General features: G+C 74.6%; 15 protein-coding genes. 11 read left to right on the forward strand and 4 right to left on the reverse strand.

The window, feature by feature from the left end; all coding sequences use genetic code 11:
• Window positions 1-93: 93 nt before the first annotated feature.
• The 5 genes from ACFVVU_RS20600 (at window position 94) to ACFVVU_RS20620 (ending at window position 5,095) form a co-directional block, all read left to right on the forward strand.
• Window positions 94-2,145: an FAD-dependent oxidoreductase gene (locus tag ACFVVU_RS20600; RefSeq protein WP_387791365.1), complete on the forward strand. Its 2,052-nt coding sequence runs from the start codon at window positions 94-96 to the stop codon at window positions 2,143-2,145.
• Between the two features lie 71 nt (window positions 2,146-2,216).
• Complete coding sequence (locus tag ACFVVU_RS20605) at window positions 2,217-2,765, forward strand: PadR family transcriptional regulator (RefSeq protein ID WP_387791367.1); 549 nt, start codon at window positions 2,217-2,219, stop codon at window positions 2,763-2,765.
• A gap of 91 nt (window positions 2,766-2,856) precedes the next feature.
• Complete coding sequence (locus ACFVVU_RS20610; RefSeq protein WP_387791368.1) at window positions 2,857-3,639, forward strand: hypothetical protein; 783 nt, start codon at window positions 2,857-2,859, stop codon at window positions 3,637-3,639.
• 240 nt (window positions 3,640-3,879) lie between these two features.
• Window positions 3,880-4,884 carry a winged helix-turn-helix domain-containing protein gene (locus tag ACFVVU_RS20615; protein ID WP_380685085.1) on the forward strand — a complete coding sequence of 335 codons (1,005 nt, stop codon included), beginning with the start codon at window positions 3,880-3,882 and terminating at the stop codon, window positions 4,882-4,884.
• 64 nt (window positions 4,885-4,948) lie between these two features.
• On the forward strand, window positions 4,949-5,095 hold the full coding sequence (locus ACFVVU_RS20620; protein ID WP_380685086.1) for a hypothetical protein: 147 nt from the start codon (window positions 4,949-4,951) through the stop codon (window positions 5,093-5,095).
• A gap of 132 nt (window positions 5,096-5,227) precedes the next feature.
• Here the strand turns inward: ACFVVU_RS20620 and ACFVVU_RS20625 are convergent, their stop codons facing one another.
• Window positions 5,228-6,031: an NAD(P)H-dependent oxidoreductase gene (locus ACFVVU_RS20625; RefSeq protein WP_387791370.1), complete on the reverse strand. Its 804-nt coding sequence runs from the start codon at window positions 6,029-6,031 to the stop codon at window positions 5,228-5,230.
• A 99-nt stretch (window positions 6,032-6,130) separates the two neighbouring features.
• Here ACFVVU_RS20625 and ACFVVU_RS20630 point away from each other — a divergent pair, with 99 nt between their 5' ends.
• A complete protein-coding gene (locus tag ACFVVU_RS20630; protein ID WP_380685088.1) occupies window positions 6,131-6,997 on the forward strand; it encodes a helix-turn-helix transcriptional regulator in 867 nt (288 codons plus the stop codon).
• Window positions 6,998-7,053: 56 nt separating this feature from the next.
• Here the strand turns inward: ACFVVU_RS20630 and ACFVVU_RS20635 are convergent, their stop codons facing one another.
• Window positions 7,054-8,526 (reverse strand): IPT/TIG domain-containing protein, encoded by a 1,473-nt coding sequence (locus tag ACFVVU_RS20635; protein ID WP_387791372.1) that lies wholly within the window; start codon window positions 8,524-8,526, stop codon window positions 7,054-7,056.
• 346 nt (window positions 8,527-8,872) lie between these two features.
• Entirely contained in the window at window positions 8,873-9,751 is an 879-nt protein-coding gene (locus tag ACFVVU_RS20640) for a LysR family transcriptional regulator (protein ID WP_387791374.1), read from the reverse strand.
• A gap of 195 nt (window positions 9,752-9,946) precedes the next feature.
• Here ACFVVU_RS20640 and ACFVVU_RS20645 point away from each other — a divergent pair, with 195 nt between their 5' ends.
• Window positions 9,947-10,867 carry an EamA family transporter gene (locus ACFVVU_RS20645; protein WP_387791376.1) on the forward strand — a complete coding sequence of 307 codons (921 nt, stop codon included), beginning with the start codon at window positions 9,947-9,949 and terminating at the stop codon, window positions 10,865-10,867.
• A 3-nt stretch (window positions 10,868-10,870) separates the two neighbouring features.
• On the opposite strand, the gene ACFVVU_RS20650 is transcribed toward ACFVVU_RS20645, so the two are convergent.
• Window positions 10,871-11,542, reverse strand: coding sequence for a TetR/AcrR family transcriptional regulator (locus tag ACFVVU_RS20650; protein WP_387791378.1), 672 nt, complete (start codon window positions 11,540-11,542; stop codon window positions 10,871-10,873).
• 127 nt (window positions 11,543-11,669) lie between these two features.
• Here ACFVVU_RS20650 and ACFVVU_RS20655 point away from each other — a divergent pair, with 127 nt between their 5' ends.
• The 4 genes from ACFVVU_RS20655 to ACFVVU_RS20670 all read left to right on the forward strand — a co-directional run bounded on the left by ACFVVU_RS20655 (window position 11,670) and on the right by ACFVVU_RS20670 (window position 16,558).
• The gene (locus ACFVVU_RS20655; protein WP_380684832.1) at window positions 11,670-12,959 is read left to right on the forward strand and encodes an MFS transporter; all 1,290 of its coding nucleotides are present in this window, start codon (window positions 11,670-11,672) and stop codon (window positions 12,957-12,959) included.
• 48 nt (window positions 12,960-13,007) lie between these two features.
• The gene (locus tag ACFVVU_RS20660; protein WP_387791379.1) at window positions 13,008-14,750 is read left to right on the forward strand and encodes a glycoside hydrolase family 3 protein; all 1,743 of its coding nucleotides are present in this window, start codon (window positions 13,008-13,010) and stop codon (window positions 14,748-14,750) included.
• A 176-nt stretch (window positions 14,751-14,926) separates the two neighbouring features.
• Window positions 14,927-15,439, forward strand: coding sequence for a hypothetical protein (locus ACFVVU_RS20665; RefSeq protein ID WP_387791382.1), 513 nt, complete (start codon window positions 14,927-14,929; stop codon window positions 15,437-15,439).
• Window positions 15,440-15,604: 165 nt separating this feature from the next.
• On the forward strand, window positions 15,605-16,558 hold the full coding sequence (locus tag ACFVVU_RS20670; RefSeq protein ID WP_387791524.1) for an arsenic resistance protein: 954 nt from the start codon (window positions 15,605-15,607) through the stop codon (window positions 16,556-16,558).
• Window positions 16,559-16,574: the final 16 nt, after the last annotated feature.

Raw genomic sequence — 16,574 nt, forward strand, 5'->3', positions numbered from 1 at the left:
TATGCAACTGGTTGCATAGACGGATCCGCGTCCCCTACCGTGTGGTAACCACCCCGGGGCCGCTGCCCCCCGTCCGCCCCAGGAGACGCCCCGATGACGACGACCGCCAGCACCCCGCCGCCCTACCCCCACCTGCTGCGGCCGCTCGACCTCGGCTTCACCACCCTCCCCAACCGGGTGATCATGGGCTCCATGCACGTCGGCCTGGAGGAGACGCCCGGCGGCTTCCACCGGATGGCCGCCTTCTACGCCGAACGCGCCCGCGGCGGCGTCGGTCTCATCGTCACCGGCGGCATCGCCCCCAACGAGGCCGGCCGCCCCTGGGACGGCGGCGCCAAGCTCACCACCGAGGAGGAGGCCGACGAGCACCGCATCGTCACCGACGCCGTGCACGCCGCCGGCGGCCGGATCGCCCTGCAGATCCTGCACTTCGGCCGCTACGCCTACCACCCCGGCCTGGTCGCCCCCAGCGCCCTCCAGGCGCCGATCAGTCCGTTCCCGCCGCGCGCCCTCACCGCGGACGAGGTCGAGCGGACCGTGGACGACTTCGCCCGCTGCGCCGAGCTCGCCCGGCGCGCCGGCTACGACGGCGTCGAGATCATGGGCTCCGAGGGCTATCTGATCAACGAGTTCACCGCCGCCGCCACCAACCACCGCGAGGACGAGTGGGGCGGCCCGTACGAGAACCGGATGCGCTTCCCGGTCGAGATCGTCCGCCGGGTCCGCGAGCGGGTCGGCCCCGACTTCATCCTGATCTACCGGCTCTCCATGCTCGACCTCGTCCCCGGCGGCTCCACCCTCGACGAGGTGATCCGCCTCGCCAAGGCCGTCGAGCAGGCCGGCGCCACCGTCATCAACACCGGCGTCGGCTGGCACGAGGCCCGCATCCCCACCATCGCCACCTCGGTGCCGCGCGGCGCCTACGCCTGGGTGACCAAGCGGGTGATGGGCTCGGTCTCCGTCCCGCTGGTCACCACCAACCGCATCAACACCCCCGAGCTGGCCGAGCGACTGCTCGCCGACGGCTACGCCGACCTGGTCTCGCTCGCCCGCCCGCTGCTCGCCGACCCCGACTTCGTCGCCAAGGCCGCCGAGGGCCGCCCGGAGGCCGTCAACACCTGCATCGGCTGCAACCAGGCCTGCCTCGACCACACCTTCAGCGGCCGGATCACCTCCTGCCTGGTCAACCCGCGCGCCTGCCACGAGACCGAACTCGTGCTCGCCCCCACCCGGCTCGCCCGGCGGATCGGCGTCGTCGGCGCCGGACCGGCCGGACTCGCCTGCGCCGTCACCGCCGCCGAGCGCGGCCACCGGGTCACCCTGTTCGACGCGGCCGACACCATCGGCGGCCAGCTCGACATCGCCCGCCGCGTCCCCGGCAAGGAGGAGTTCGCCGAGACCCTGCGCTACTACCGCCACCGGCTCGACGCCCTCGGCGTGGACCTGCGGCTCGGCGCACGGGTGGAGGCGGGCCCGCTCGCCGCCGAGGGCTTCGACGAGGTGGTGCTCGCCACCGGCGTCACCCCGCGCACCCCCGACCCCGCCGACCTGCCCGGAGTCGACCACCCCAGCGTGCTCGGCTACCTCGACGTGCTCCGCGACGGCGCCGCCGTCGGCGAGCGGGTGGCGATCCTCGGTGCGGGCGGCATCGGCTTCGACGTCGCCGAGTACCTCACCGACGCGGGCGACGCGCCGAGCCTCGATGCGGCCGTGCACCGCCGCCACTGGGGCATCGACGCGGACTACCGCGAGCGCGGCGGCCTCGCCCGCCCCGAGCGCCCCGCGTCGCCGCGCCGCGTCCACCTGCTGCAGCGCAGGACCGGCAAGGTCGGCGCCGGGCTCGGCAAGACCACCGGCTGGATCCACCGCACCGAGCTGAAGCACCGCGGCGTCACCATGGTCGCCGGCGCGGACTACCGGCGGATCGACGACGCCGGCCTGCACCTCACCCTGGACGGCGAGCCGCAGCTGCTGCCCGTCGACACCGTGGTGCTCTGCACCGGCCAGGAGCCGCGCCGCGACCTGGACGCCGCACTGCGGGCCCTGGGCGTCACCCCGCACCTGATCGGCGGCGCCGACGAGGCGGCGGAACTCGACGCCAAGCGCGCCATCAAGCAGGGCACCGAACTCGCCGCCGCGCTCTGAGCCCGCCCCCGCGTGCGGCAGCGGCGCCCGGGACCGGCATCCCCAAGATCGGCACCCCTAGGATCGGTGCCATGTCGCTGCCGCACGCCATCCTCACCGCCCTGCTGGAGAAGCCGTCCTCCGGTCTGGAGCTGACCCGGCGGTTCGACAAGTCGATCGGCTTCTTCTGGTCCGCCACCCACCAGCAGATCTACCGCGAACTCGGCCGACTGGAGTCCTCCGGCCTGATCCGGGCCCTCCCGCAGGCCGGGCCGGTGCGCGGGCAGAAGAAGGAGTACAAGGTGCTGCCCGCCGGCCGCGCCGAACTGGAGCGGTGGACGGCCGCCGCCGACGACCCCCGGCCGGTCCGCGACCCGCTGCTGCTGCGGCTGCGCGCCGCCGCCGTGGTCGGCACGGCCGGTCTGGACGCCGAGCTGCGCCGTCATCTCGCCCTGCACCGGGAGCGGTTGGCCCACTACGAGGAGATCGAGCGGCGCGACTTCCCGGCGGGGGAGCGGCGCGACGGCGATCCGCTCCAGCACGCCGTGCTGCGCGCCGGGATCGGCCTGGAGACCTTCTGGGTGCAGTGGCTCGCGGAGACCGTCGCCACCCTTCCGCCGGCCCCCGAGGACAGGGTCTGACCTGCGGCGATGCCGGCCGGACGGGCGGGGCCCGGTGGCCGGTGGGACACTGGACGCCTGTCCCTGTCCGACCTCATCGATCGGGGGCCGCATGTCTCTCCCGAGGCCTCTCCTCGCCCTCACCGCCGCGGCCGTCACCACCGTGCTGACCCTCGGCACCGCCCAGCTCGCCGCCGGATCGGTACCGGCCGCGCCCGTGACGACCGTCCGCGCCGCCACCGGGCCGCCCACCGACGACCAGCTCAGGTCCGCCCTGCTGACCGCCACCGAGCTGGGCCCCGACTTCACCGAGGTCCCCGCCGACCCCGGATCCACTCCCGACCCCGGTTCCTCGCCCGCGCCGGAGGCCGAGCCCGAACCCGGCGCCGGCGCCTCCCCGGTGACCGGCTGCGACGCGCTGCGCGCCCTGCTGAACAGCACCGGAGCCCACAGCCCGTCCCGGGCACCCCACCAGGAGGTCGAGTTCGACGGCCCCGACGGCAACCCGATGGTCACCGAGTCGCTCACCGCCGAGGAACCCGAGCGCCTGAACGCCGACTTCGCCGCCGCGACCGCCGCGTTCGCGGACTGCCGGAGCCTCACCTTCACCGACAGCACCGGCGAGGCCGTGACCTTCACCGTCACCCCGCTCACCCTCGGCGACCGCAAGGAGGCCCCGGCCGTCCGCCTCGACGGCACCTTCGCCGGCGTCCGGCTCAACGGCTTCCTCGGCATCGAACGCCTCGGCGGCGTCGCCCTCGCCTTCGGCTTCTTCCAGCGCGACTCCGGTGACGCCCGACTCGCCTCGCTCTACTACCGCGCCGCCGTCGCCAAGGCCGAACGCACCCTGGGCGTCCAGGCCGGCTCCACCGCCGCCCCGGGCGCGCACGTCTGACGGCATCCGGCCGTCCCGCAAACCGCCACTCTTCGTCCCAAGACCGTTCGAGCCGCATCGAATTCGGACGGGGCAATGTCCGGGCGGCGCCACGAACCGGTCAGAGCCGCGCAATGCGCCCTGCGCGCCCGACCGTCGCGGCTACGGTGGGCCCACGGCCGCCCGGGGCCGCAGGGATCGGTGGGGGACGTGGCCGGGACGTCGCCGAACTCCGCCGGGAGGCCGACGGAAGGGACCGGATTGCTGCGTATCCACTTCACCCACGACGACCTGACCAGGGTCCGGATCGCGCGGGCACCCGATCCGCTCGCCGAGACGGTCCTGAGCCTGTCGCTGGTCCAGACCCGCGACGTGGGAGGAGTGGCGCTGGAGGGGTGGCGCAGCCGGACCCGCGAACGCCTGCGCCCCCACCTGGGGCCGCTGTTCGAGCTGGCGACGCCCGCCGGGGCGGCGGAGGCGCCGGAGGCGTTCCTGCACGTCGCCACCGACAGCCTGCCGGACAGCCTGGACCACACCTGGTCGCTGTCGCGCCGGCGGTGGGCGGCGGACCTGACGGTCCTGGAGTACCTGCGGCCGAGGACGCCCCGCTGGGTGCGGGAGCTGCACGGCGGTTCCCGGGAGTGGCGCGCCGTGGTGGACCGCAGGCTGCGCGACTACCACGCCTTCGCGGTCGCCCCGTACTGGTCGCAGCTGCTGGCCGCCGCCCACACCGAGCGCACGCTGCGGGCGCTGGCCGCGGTGGACGCCGGGCTGGACGGCCTGCTCGGCTCGCTGCACCCCGAAATCCGTTGGACGTCACCGGTGTTGACGGTGCCCTGCCCGCTGGACGCCGACATCCGGCTGCGGGGGAGCGGCATCCTGCTCGTGCCCACCTTCTTCTGGCCGGAGCCGCTGGCCATGACCGACAACCGCGGCCCGGAGCACCCGATGGTGCTGCACTACCCGCTGGCCCGTGACCTCGCCACCTACCGGACCGTCTGGGCCGCCGCCGCGGAGGAGCCGGCAGGCGCACTGGTCGCCCTGCTCGGCGCGACCCGCGCCCGCATCCTGCGAGCGGCGGCCGACCCGGCGGGTACCGCCGAACTCGCCCGCCGCACCGGGACCTCCGCCGCCACCGCCAGCCACCACGCCGGCGTCCTGCGCGCCGCCGGCCTGCTCACCACCGAACGCACCGGCCCCGGCGTCCGCCACGCCCTCACCCCCCTCGGCCAAGCCCTCCTCGACGACCGCCCACCCCACCCCTGACCCCCTGACCCCCGGCCCCCGATCCGGCCCTCGTCCTTCCCCGGGCTCCCTGGCCGCCGCCTTCGTGCTCGCCGAACTCGCCCACCGCCTGAGCCCCGTGCTCGCCTACGCCCTGGGCGCCCTCGCCGTACTGGTGGCCGTGCTCGGCGTGCGGCAGCTGCGCCGCCCCAAGGAGCGGCGAGGCCGCTTCGCCGGATCCTCGCCGCCGTGACCGCGGGCCTGGGCGTCTGGCTGCTGCTCTGCGTCTTCTCCGCCTCGCTGCGCGAAGCCCTCGGCCTGGCCTCCTTCTGAACCCGCTTCCGAACGCCCCGGAGGCGCCGTTCACGACGCCGAGGCGATCCGGTCAGCGCGTGTGCAGCGCCAGGCCGCTCGCGCCCGGCCGCCCGACGCCCTCCCGCAGCCGCATGTCCCGCCCGTAGTCGCCGCCGTCCAGCCGCCGGAACGGCACCGGCCGCTCCGTGAACAGCCCGTCCAGCCGCCGCCCGTACACCTCCGCGACGGCCGCGAACCCCTCCTCCGCCAGGCCCACCGTCCCGTACGCGGCGAACGGTTCCAGCGCCGCCATACCGGTGAACCAGAGCACGCCGTGCTGCAGCGGGAACAGCACCTCCGCCAGCGGCCCGTGCGCGCCCCGTTCGTCGAACGCCGACTCGCGCGCGCCGACGCTCACCGCCAGCAGCGCGCGCTTGCCGCCGAGCGCGCCCTCGCTGTACGGCGGCGGGACGTCCGGGCCGTGCGCGAAGCCGAAGGTGAGGACCCGGTCGATCCACCCCTTGAGGATCGCCGGCACCGAGAACCACCACAGCGGGAACTGGAACACCACCGCGTCCGCCCAGCGCAGCTTCTCCTGCTCGGCCGCGAGTTCCGCCGCGAGCCGCCCGGCGCGGGTGGCCTCGCCCTGGGCGGGGAGCACCTCCAGACGTGCGTCCGCCGGATGCTCGGGGAAGTCGTCGACGCCGAGCGAGGCCTGCCACTTCATCGCGTACAGGTCGGAGACCCGCACCTCGTGCCCGGCGGCGCGCAGCCGCTCGACGGCGAAGCCGGCCAGCGCGGCGGTGAGCGAGCGGGGCTCGGGGTGGGCGGTGACGATCAGGACGCGCCTGGGGCGCTCGGCGGCAGGCTGCTGCCGCGGTGCGTGGCTGTTCATGCCACCCACCCTCGCCCGCCCGGCCCGCCGCAGCCAGGCCCCTGTGCGTCCGGCGGACTCCCGGTCCTGGTACTGCCGGGGCCACCCATACTGGATCCCATGGACACCGCCGCCACCGCCGACGACACCGCCTCCCGTTCCGTCGATCCCCGCCGCGCCCTGGGCGAGTTCCTGCGCGCCCGCCGCGGCCGGGTCGCCCCGGAGCGGGTCGGCCTGGCGGGCGGCGGTCGCCGGCGGGTGCGCGGACTGCGCCGCGAGGAACTGGCGCAGCTGGCGGGCATCAGCGTCGACTACTACGTCCGCCTGGAGCAGGGCCGCTCCACCCAGCCGTCGGGCGAGGTGCTGGAGGCGCTGGCCCGCACCCTGGGCCTGGACCAGGCGGAGCGCCGCCACCTGGACACCCTGGCCTGTGGCCGCCGCCCCCCGGTGCCCGCGCCCCGGGTGAGCGCGGTGCTGCGGCGGATGCTGGACGCGCTGGGCACGGGCCTGCCCGCGTTCGTCACCGACCACCGCCTCGACGCGGTGGCCTGGAACCCGCTGGGCGCCGAGCTCCTCGGCGGCGTCGGGGACGAGGCCCGCCGCGACCGCAACCAGGCCCGCTTCCTCTTCCGGGACGAGGCTTCCCGCGCGGTCCACCCCGACTGGGCGGACCGCGCCGCCGAGGCGGTCGGCCAGCTCCGAGTGGCGGCGGGCACCTGGCCGGACGATGCCGAGTTGACCGCGCTGATCACCGAACTCTCCTCCGCGAGCGCGGAGTTCCGCCGGATCTGGGACTCCGGGGAGGTGGTGATGTGCGCGGCGGGCCGCAAACGCCTGCACCACCCGCTCACCGGCACCCTCACCCTGGACTTCGAGGCCCTGCACGTCCCGGCCGCTCCTGGCGAGACGGGCCTCGTCCTGCACGTCTTCTCCCCGGGGGAGGACACCGCCGCGGCCGCCGCCCTCGCCCGCCTCGCCGGGGCCTGACAACGGGCGGGGGTCGTGGCTGGATGCCACGACCCCCGCCCGTCGGATCGGTCCGGTCAGCCGAGGCGGCGCCGGCGGCTGACGGCGACGGCGAGGCCGCCGAGGATCAGCAGTGCGCCGCTGACCGCCGTCGTGGTGAGCGCGGTGGAACCGGTGCTCGCGAGCGCTCCGCCCGACGTCTGCGCGGCCACCGGGGCCACCGGGGCCACCGGGGCGGGCGAGGCCGAGTGGCCCGGGGCCGCCGGAGCCGTGGTCGACGCGCTGGGGGCGGGGGTGCCGGGCGTCTGGCCGGCATCGGTCGGCGTGGCCGTGGGGGTCGGCGTGGGGGTCGGCGTCGAGGTGGGGGGCGGCGTGGCCGTCGGCGTCGAGGTGGCCGTCGAGGTCGGCGTGGGCGACGGGGTGCTCGCAACCGTCGCCGCGTGGTCGGTCGCGCAGGCCTTCTCGGTGTCGCAGGTGCCGCGCTTGGTGTCCGACGTGGTGACGGTGTTGTGCAGCTGCTTGTCGCCGTTGCCGTTGACGGTCACGGAGTAGGTGATCGTCGCGGTGCCGCCCTGCGGCAGGTCCCCGGTCCAGGTCAGCTTGCCGTCCTTGACCTCGGCGGTGCCGGAGGTGGCCTTGACGTCGTCGTTGTAGGCGGCGTCGTCGAGCACCTTCGACAGGTCGTCGGTCAGGGTCGCGCCCTTGACCTCGCCCGTGCCCTTCTGAGCGACGGTGACGCTGTAGGTGACCTTGTCGCCCGCCTTCACGGTCGAGCCCGACGCGGGGTCGGCGGTCTTGGAGAAGACGTACGAGCCCTCGTCGTAGGTGTACTTCGGGGCGGCGGCGGTGCCGCCCGGGGTGGTGACGCTGACGTCGACGGCACCGGGGGAGCTCCCGGCGGGAGCGGTGGCGGTGATCTGGGTGTCGCTGTCGACGGTGAACGAGGTGGCCGCGGTGGCGCCGAAGTTCACGGCGCTCGCGCCGGTCAGGTTGGTGCCGGTGAGCACGACGGTGCTGCCGCCGGCCAGCGGGCCGTGGCCGGGCGCGAGGCCCGTCACCACCGGAGCCGGGGTCTGGACCCGCGTGCTGAGGGAGTCCTTCCCCACCGGCTGCAGGGCGCTGTTGAAGGCGTCGACGCCGGTGGTGACGGTCCCGCCCGCGGTCGGTACGACGGTGAGTGTGATCGACACCGGGGCGACCAGGTTGGCGAGGTGCCAGCACTCGCCGGACGATCCGGCGGTGAAGTCGCAGGTCCAGAAATCGCTGGAGGTCGTCGCGGACGTCACCGTGGCGGCGGCGCCGGACAGCGCGATCTTGAGGTACGTGGAGTTGGCGCGGGAGTTCGGGTTGGTGTTGGGGACGTCGAGGGTGACGGTGTAGCCGGTGTTCGCCGGAACGGGCCCGGCCGGGCCGGCTATCTGCACCACGGAGTCGGCGTGAGCAGGGCTCGCGCCGGCCAGCAGACCGAACGTGGTGACCGCCGTGGCCAGGAGGGCCGCGGGGACACGCCTGCCGGGGGCCGACGTTGCGGCGAGGGTGGAACGAGACATGGATGCCCTTCGTCAGGGGGTGGGCCGCGCCAGGACGGGCGATCGCGGTCCGGCACGGCGGAGCACTCGGCTGCCGGTGGGAGCACGGAACCGGCGGAGTGGCCTGTGGCCGACGGTGATCCTCGCACACCGTCCACAAACGGACTCCCACTTCCTCGGATTCCGGTGGCAAATGTAGATCTGACGCCTTATCGGTCAGGCCGGTCACCCCGACCGGTTCACGCCACGCGGCCCCCGGGTGACCCCGGTGCCGGTCACCGGCCGCGATCCAAGCCGGACCGACCCCCCCCGCCCGAGGCACCCGCGGACCCGCGGGTGCCCCGGACGGGGTGCCCGCGCCGCTCGCTCAGTCCTCCGCGAGGTCCAGCAGTTCCAGGAACGCGGCCGCGGCCGGGTGGGGGTTCTCCCGGCCCCAGATCACGTACTCCGCGCGGGCCGGCGCGTCCGTCACCTCGACCGTGACCATGCCGGTCGTCAGGCCCGCGACGTACGAGGGCGGCAGCAGGGCCACGCCCAGGCCCGCGCCGACCAGTCGCGCCAGGTAGTCGGCGTTGGTCACCTCGAAGGCGACCTCGCGGGTGAGACCGGCGGCGGCGAAGGCCAGATCGGACTGGGCCCGGCCGGCGGTCTTCGCCGGGAGGTCCACGAACACCTCCGAGGCCAGCCGCCGCAGGTCCACCGAGGTCTCCCCGGCGAGCGGGTGGTCCGGGGCGACCACGGCGACCAGCCGCTCCCTCGCCAGCTCCCGCGCCATGACACCCCGGGGGCGCGCGGTGACGGGGATGCCGAGGAAGGCGACCTCGATCGCGCCCTGCCGGACCTGCTCGACGAGGTCGTCGCTGGCGCCCACGCTGAGGCTCACCCGGGCCTTCGGGTGGCGGCGGTGGAACTCCCCGAGCACGGCGGGGAGGTCCACGGCGGCGACGGAGGGGATCAGCCCCACCGTGAGCCGTCCGCGCACCTCCCCGAGGGACGCGGCGACCTCGGCGGCGGCCCGTTCCGCTGCCTCCAGGCACTGCCGGGCGGCCGGCAGGAAGGCCGCGCCCGCCGGGGTCAGCCGGACCCGGCGGCTGGTGCGCTCGAACAGCCGCGCGCCCAACTCCTTCTCCAGGCGGGCGATCTGGTGACTGAGAGCGGACTGCACCACCAGGCAGCGCTGGGCGGCCCTGGTGAAGCTGTTCGTCTCGGCCACGGCGACGACGTACCGCATCTGCTGGAGCTCCATCGATCCATCGTGATGTGCGATGCGTCGGGTGACAAGCATGTGTTGGACTCATCGATCCGCCCGGCCCGAGACTGGTGCCCTTCCCCCTCAACTCCCTTACCCGGAGCGCGCTTCCGCGCGCCCGTGCAGCCGAGAGGAGCGCCACGTGAACGGCATCGACCACACCACCGGGCACCACACCCCGAAGGACACCGCGTGGGCCTGACGACCGCGCCCACCGTGGCCCTGACCGCCCTGGCGCCGACGGTCTGGGGCAGCACCTACCTGGTGACCACCGAACTCCTGCCCCCGGACCGGCCGTTGCTGGCCACCACCGTCCGCGCCCTGCCCGGCGGCCTGTTCCTGCTGGCTCTCGGCGGCCGGTCGCCGGCCGGCCGCCGACTGCCGGCCGGCCTCTGGTGGTGGCGCGCCCCGGTGCTGGGCGTGCTGAACATCGGCGCCTTCAACCTGCTGCTCTTCGTCGCCGCCTACCGGCTGCCGGGCGGTGTCGCCGCGGTGATCCTCTCCGCGCAGCCGATGTTCGTCGTGGTGCTCGCCGCCGCCGTCCTCGGCGAGCCGGTCACCGCCCGGCGCGCGCTGGCCTGCGCCCTGGGCGCCGGGGGAGTGGCCCTGCTCGTCCTCAAGGGCGCGGTCCCGCTCGACGGCACCGGGGTGCTCGCCGCCGTCGGCGGGGCGCTGTGCATGGCCGCGGGCCTCACCCTGGCCAAACGGTGGGGCCGCCCCGACGGCGTCGGCCTGCTCACCTTCACCGGGTGGCAGCTCACCGCGGGCGGGGTGGTCCTGCTGCCGTGCTGGCTGTCGCTGGAGCGCCTTCCCGAGCGACTGACCGGCTCCAACGTCCTCGGGTTTGCGTACCTGGCCGGCCTGGGCGCCGTCCTGAGCTACCTGCTCTGGTTCAGGGGCCTGGCCCGCCTGCCGGTGGTGACGGTCTCCTTCCTGGCACTCGCCAGCCCGGTGACGGCGGCGCTGCTGGGCTACCTCGTCAAGGACCAGACGCTGTCCGTGCCCCAACTCCTCGGCATCGCAGCCGTGTTCCTGGCGATCGCGATCGTGCTCGGACGGCCCCTGTCCGCCGCGCCGGGCGACGCGCGCGCCCGGACCGTCCGGGAGAAGTGACGATCAGTCGGGCAGGACGGGCGGGGTGAGCGCCTCGAAGGCGGCGGCGCCCCGCTCGTTCAGCAGCGCGAGCACGGCCGTGCGCACATGGCGGGACATGTCGACGGACCGGTCGAACAGCCACTGCGTCTGCAGACCGTCCATCAGCGCGGTGAGTCGGACGGCGGCGTCCCCGGGGTCGGTGCCGGCCCGCAGGTGGCCGGCCGCGCCGGCCTCGCGCAGGGCGTGGGCGGTGCCGCGCCGGATGCGCTCGTAGCGTTCGGCGAAGTAGGCATGGGCGGGGTGCTCGGGGTCCGACGCCTCGCCGGAGAGCCGGACGAACAGCTCGATGAGCCCGGGGGTGAGTTCGTTGTGCCCGGCGAGGTCGACGATCCCGCGCAGCACGCCGAGGCCGCCGCCGAGCCGGGTGTAGGGCCGGAAGCGCTCCCGGTCGAGCCGGTCGCGGTCCTCCAGGACGGCCTGCAGCAGCGCGTCCTTGTCGGGGAAGTAGCGCAGCAGACCGGCCCGGGAGATGTCGCACGCGGCGGCGAGGTCGAGGATCGTCACGGCCCGGAATCCGCGCTGCGCGAAGTGCTCGGCGGCGCTCTGGATGATCGCGGCGCGCCGGGCGCGTCCCTTGGCGTACCCGCCGGCCGTGGCGGTCCCGGCCCGGGCCCCGGCTCCTGAGGTGGTCATGGGGGAACGGTAGCAGGGTTGCTTGACAGAAAGCTACACGTGTGTAGCAATTGGCCCCACGCCGCGCCCCCTGCAACCGCGGCCGGATCCGCCCCGCCGTCGTGGCCGGCCTCCAAGGAGCTCCCCCATGCTCGAATCCCCGCCCCTGCCTGCGGCGACCCCCGCGCCGCAGGCACCGCACGGCTTCGTCCGAAGACTGGCCCTCGGCCAGTTCGGCATGTACCTGGCCGTGCTCGCCCCCGTCATGGGAGGCCTGTCGGTCAAGATCCAGGACCTCGTGGGCCTGGACGACGCCCCCGCCCAGCTCGGGCTGGTGAGCGGCACCGGCGCCCTGTTCGCGCTGGTCGCCCAGCCTCTCGCCGGCCGCCTCTCCGACCGCTGCGCCTCCCGGTTCGGCATGCGCCGCCCGTTCATCGTCGGCGGCATCTCCGTCATGGCCCTGGCCCTGGTGGCCTGCGCCCTCGCCCCCAACGTCCCGCTGCTGCTGATCGCCTGGTGCGCCGCCCAGGGCGCCGCCAACGTCGCCTTCGCCGCCGCCGGCGCGACCGTCGCCGACCACGTGCCCGAGGCCAGGCGCGGCAGCGTGTCCGGCATCGTCGGCGCGGTCACCCCGATCGGCATCATGATCGGCGCGGTCCTGCTCTCCGTGCTGCCCGGCGATCTCCTGCGCTTCGCCGTGCCGGCCGCCATCGCCGTCGTCCTCGGCTTCTGGTTCGCCGCCCGGCTGCCCGACCGTGTCCGCACCGCCCCGCCGGACGAGCCGCTCAACCTGCGCAGCCTGCTGCTCTCCTTCGTCTTCGATCCCCGCAAGCACCCGGACTTCGGCTGGGCCTGGCTGAGCAAGTTCCTCATCATGCTCGGCTACGGCGCCCTCGCCGGTTATCTGACGCTCTTCCTGGCGGCCGAGTTCGGCATGGACGACACCGACGAGCAGCTGCGCTTCAACGCCCTGGCCAACGGCCTGAGCGTGGCCACCCTGGTCGTCGCCAGCGTCGTCGGCGGCACCGTCTCCGACCGCGTCGGCCGCCGCAAGCCCTTCGTGATGGCCGGCGGCCTGGTGATGGCGGCCGTGCTCGCCGTGGTGACCGTCACGCCGTACCTGGGCGACGCCGGCCTCGGCACCCTGCTCGCCCTCGAAGCGGTGCTCGGCATCGGCGCCGGCATGTTCTTCGCCGTCGACAACGCCCTCGCCATCAGCCTGCTGCCCAGTCAGGACGACACGGCCAAGGACCTGGGCGTGCTCAACATCGCCAACACCCTGCCGGCCTCGCTCTCGCCGTTCCTGGCCGGCGTGGTCGTCATCCCGGTCGGCAACGCCCTGCTCGGCGGCGCCGGCTACTCGCTCTGGTTCGGCCTCGCCGCCGTGTTCTGCCTGGCCGGCGCGCTGCTGGTGACCAGGATCAGAAGCGCCGTCTGACCCTCCCGACTCCCCGCCCCCCCTGCACCACCGAGAAAGGCCCCCGTCATGAGCACCGAAGCCCGCTTCCCGTACCAGGACCCGACGCTCTCCGTCGACCAGCGTGTCGAGGACCTGCTGAGCCGCCTGCCGCTGGAGGACAAGGTCGGCCTGATGTTCCACCCGCTGGGCCACACCGCCGCCCTCGACGAGCCCGGCCTGTTCGGCATGCCGTCCATGGCGAAGCTCCTGGAGCGGCGCATCAACCACTTCAACATCCTCTGGGCGAACAGCGCGCGTGACCTGGCGGCCTGGCACAACAGCCTCCAGCGCACCGTCCTGGAGCGGCCGCTGGGCATCCCGGTCACCATCTCCAGCGACCCGCGCCACTCCTTCACCGACAACCCCGCCACCGCCCTGATGGCCGGCCCGTTCTCGCAGTGGCCCGAGCCGCTGGGCTTCGCCGCCGTCGGCTCGCCCGAACTGGTCGAGCGCTGGGCCGACACCGTGCGCCGCGAGTACCTGGCCACCGGCATCCGGGTCGCCCTGCACCCGCAGATCGACCTCGCCACCGAGCCCCGCTGGGCCCGTATCAGCACCACCTTCGGCGAGGACGCCGAGCTCACCTCCAAGCTCGCCGTCGCCTACGTGCGCGGGCTCCAGGGCGAGGAGGTCGGCACGGAGTCGGTCTCCGCGATGGCCAAGCACTTCCCCGGCGGCGGCCCGCAGCTGAACGGCGAGGACCCGCACTTCGCGTACGGACGCGAGCAGGTCTACCCGGGCGACCACTTCGACTACCACCTCGCGCCGTTCAAGGCCGTCATCGACGCCGGTGTCGCCCAGATGATGCCCTACTACGGCATGCCGGTCGGTACCGAGTACGAGGAGGTCGGCTTCGGCTTCAACAAGGGCATCATCACCGACCTGCTGCGCGAGCGGCTCGGCTACGACGGCATCGTCTGCACCGACTGGGCCATCCTCGGCGACAAGTTCTGGGGTGTGGAGGAGCTGACCTACGAGGAGCGCATGCTCAAGTCCCTGGACGCCGGGGTGGACCAGTTCGGCGGCGAGTTCCGCCCGCAGGTGCTGGTCGACCTGGTCACGGCCGGGAAGGTGAGCGAGCGGCGCCTCGACGACTCGGCGCGCCGACTGCTGCGCGAGAAGTTCCGGCTCGGCCTGTTCGACCGGCCCTACCTGGACGAGGACGCCGCCGACCTGCTGGTCGGCTCCGCCGGGGCGCGCGCCGAGGGCCTCGCCGCCCAGGCGGCCGCGTTTGTCCTGCTGGCCAACGCGGACGCCGGCCCGGCCCGCCTGCCGCTCGCCCCGGGCGGCGCGCTGAAGGTGTACGCGGAGGGGCTGTCCGCCGAGGTCCTGGGTGACCGGGCGACCCTGGTCGCGACGCCGCAGGAGGCGGACGTGGCCGTGCTGCGGCTGGCGGCGCCGTTCGAGCCGCGCGGGGAGGCGGGAACCGTCGAGTCCTTCTTCCGCGCGGGCTCGCTGGACTTCCCGGCCGAGGAGGTCGAGCGCGTGCGGCGGATCTGCGCCACCGTGCCGACGGTCGTGGACGTGTACCTGGACCGCCCGGCGATCCTGACCGCCATCGCGGGCCACGCCGCCGCGCTGACGGTCAACTTCGGCGCGGAGGAGCAGGCCTTCGTGCGGGTCCTGTTCGGCGAGGAGCGCCCGCAGGGCTCGCTGCCGTTCGACCTGCCGTCCTCGATGGCGGCCGTGGAGGCCAGCCGTCCGGACGTCCCGTTCGACACCGCCGACCCGCTGTTCCGCTTCGGCCACGGCCTGCGCTACGACGCCTGACACCCCTGCCCCACCCCACCCCGCGTCCCGCACCGGTCCCCCCGGTGCGGGGCGCGCCCCTTTCCCCTCGGGGCACGGGCCCCTGCCCTCCCGACGGCCCGCCCCGCAACGCCCCCACCGGTCCCTCCTGTGCGGCGGGTGGGGCCCGTGGGGCAGGATCGGGTCCGATCGGGTGGGTGCGAAGGAGGTACGGGGTGCGGCGGCGCGGGGTGAGAACGGTGCTGGTGGTGGTGACGGCCGCCGTGACGGCGACGGTGGGCTGCGGCGGGCCGAAGCCCAAGCAGGACCAGCTGATCGGTGTCCGCATGGAGTCCGGCCGGGTGGTCGTCCGCACCGGCATGTGCCACGACGAGCGCCTGCACGCCATCCGGGTGAAGGTCTTCCCCGGCACGGACAAGGTCGAGGTCCGCCCGCGCGAGGGCCGTTCCGCCACCGACAAGGTCGACCTCGGCGACCCGCCGCCCGGCTGGACCTCGCACGGCGCCCTCGCCGAGGGCGTCGTCGCCGACAAGCGGTACACCGTGGAGGTCGCCCGCGACCGCACCCTCAGCGTGACCGTCCCCGGCGACGTGCTGCTCAGCCTGCCCGTCGGCACCTGGGCGGCCGGCGGCTGGGACTGGGACTACAAGCTGATGAACACCAAGGAGTTCGAGAAGCGCCGCAAGGCCTCCTGCCCCGACGGCCCCTGACCTGCCCGACCCGCTCCCATCCGGCCCGACCGCCCTGAGCTGCGAGGATGAACCCCGGTCCGCCACCACCGTGGCGGCCGGGCGCCGACGCACGAGGGAGCAGTGGGAGTGTCACAGCAGGAACCGGCGAGCGGCAGCGGCGACGGCGGCGGCCCCGTCGAGCGGATGGAACGGCACCAGGTGGCGATCTACCTCGCCGCGATGGCGCTCGGCGGCCTGCTCGGCCTGCTGGCGCCGGGCGCGGGCCCCGGACTGGAGCACGCCATCAATCCCGTGCTCGGCGCCCTGCTGTTCGTCACCTTCCTCCAGGTGCCCGCCGCCGAGCTGCTGCGCTCGCTGCGCGACACCCGCTTCCTCGCCGCCGCGCTGACGGTGAACTTCGTCGTCGTCCCGCTGGTGGTGGCCGCGATGTTCACCTTCCTGCCCGACGACCGGGCCGTGCGCATCGGCGCGCTGCTGGTGCTGCTCTGCCCGTGCGTGGACTACGTCATCGTCTTCTCCGGCCTGGCCGGCGGCTCCAGCCGCCGGCTGCTCGCCGCCACCCCGCTGCTGCTGGTGGCGCAGATGCTGCTGCTCCCGGTGTTCCTCTACCTGTTCATGGGCTCGGAGCTGGCCGACACCGTCGAGGCCGCCCCGTTCCTGCGGGCCTTCCTCACCCTGATCGTCGCCCCGCTCGCCCTCGCCTGGCTGCTCCAGGCCTGGGCCGCCCGCCGCCCGGCCGGGCAGCGGGTGTCCGACGCGGCGAGCACCACGATGGTGCCGCTGATGGCCGCGACCCTGCTGACCGTGGTCGCCTCCCAGGTCCCCAAGCTCGGCGACAGCCTGGGCGACGTCGCCGGGATGGTCCCGTTCTACGTGCTGTTCCTGGTGGTGATGGCGTTCGCGGGCAAGGCCGTCGCCCGCCTCTTCGGGCTGGGCACCGGCGCCGCCCGGGCGATCGTCTTCACCGGCGCGACCCGCAACTCCCTGGTCGTCCTCCCGCTCGCCCTCGCCCTGCCGGACACGCTGGCCCTCGCGGCCTCCGTCGTCGTCACGCAGACGCTGGTCGAGGTCCTCGGCATGGTCGCCTACGTCCGCCTCGTGCCCCGTCTCGTCCCCGGCCCGGTCCCGGCGCGCTGAGCGCCGGCTCCCGCCG

Origin of the sequence: Kitasatospora sp. NPDC057965 (assembly GCF_042887135.1) — a bacterium.
Lineage (GTDB): Bacteria > Actinomycetota > Actinomycetes > Streptomycetales > Streptomycetaceae > Kitasatospora.

Excerpts from the sequence above, each read along its gene's own strand:
- ACFVVU_RS20635 (WP_387791372.1), bottom strand. The coding sequence starts at position 8,526 with ATGTCTCGTTCCACCCTCGCCGCAACGTCGGCCCCCGGCAGGCGTGTC.
- ACFVVU_RS20600 (WP_387791365.1), top strand. The coding sequence starts at position 94 with ATGACGACGACCGCCAGCACCCCGCCGCCCTACCCCCACCTGCTGCGG.
- ACFVVU_RS20670 (WP_387791524.1), top strand. The coding sequence starts at position 15,605 with ATGGAACGGCACCAGGTGGCGATCTACCTCGCCGCGATGGCGCTCGGC.
- ACFVVU_RS20630 (WP_380685088.1), top strand. The coding sequence starts at position 6,131 with ATGGACACCGCCGCCACCGCCGACGACACCGCCTCCCGTTCCGTCGAT.
- ACFVVU_RS20660 (WP_387791379.1), top strand. The coding sequence starts at position 13,008 with ATGAGCACCGAAGCCCGCTTCCCGTACCAGGACCCGACGCTCTCCGTC.
- ACFVVU_RS20640 (WP_387791374.1), bottom strand. The coding sequence starts at position 9,751 with ATGGAGCTCCAGCAGATGCGGTACGTCGTCGCCGTGGCCGAGACGAAC.
- ACFVVU_RS20650 (WP_387791378.1), bottom strand. The coding sequence starts at position 11,542 with ATGACCACCTCAGGAGCCGGGGCCCGGGCCGGGACCGCCACGGCCGGC.
- ACFVVU_RS20655 (WP_380684832.1), top strand. The coding sequence starts at position 11,670 with ATGCTCGAATCCCCGCCCCTGCCTGCGGCGACCCCCGCGCCGCAGGCA.
- ACFVVU_RS20605 (WP_387791367.1), top strand. The coding sequence starts at position 2,217 with ATGTCGCTGCCGCACGCCATCCTCACCGCCCTGCTGGAGAAGCCGTCC.
- ACFVVU_RS20625 (WP_387791370.1), bottom strand. The coding sequence starts at position 6,031 with ATGAACAGCCACGCACCGCGGCAGCAGCCTGCCGCCGAGCGCCCCAGG.
- ACFVVU_RS20610 (WP_387791368.1), top strand. The coding sequence starts at position 2,857 with ATGTCTCTCCCGAGGCCTCTCCTCGCCCTCACCGCCGCGGCCGTCACC.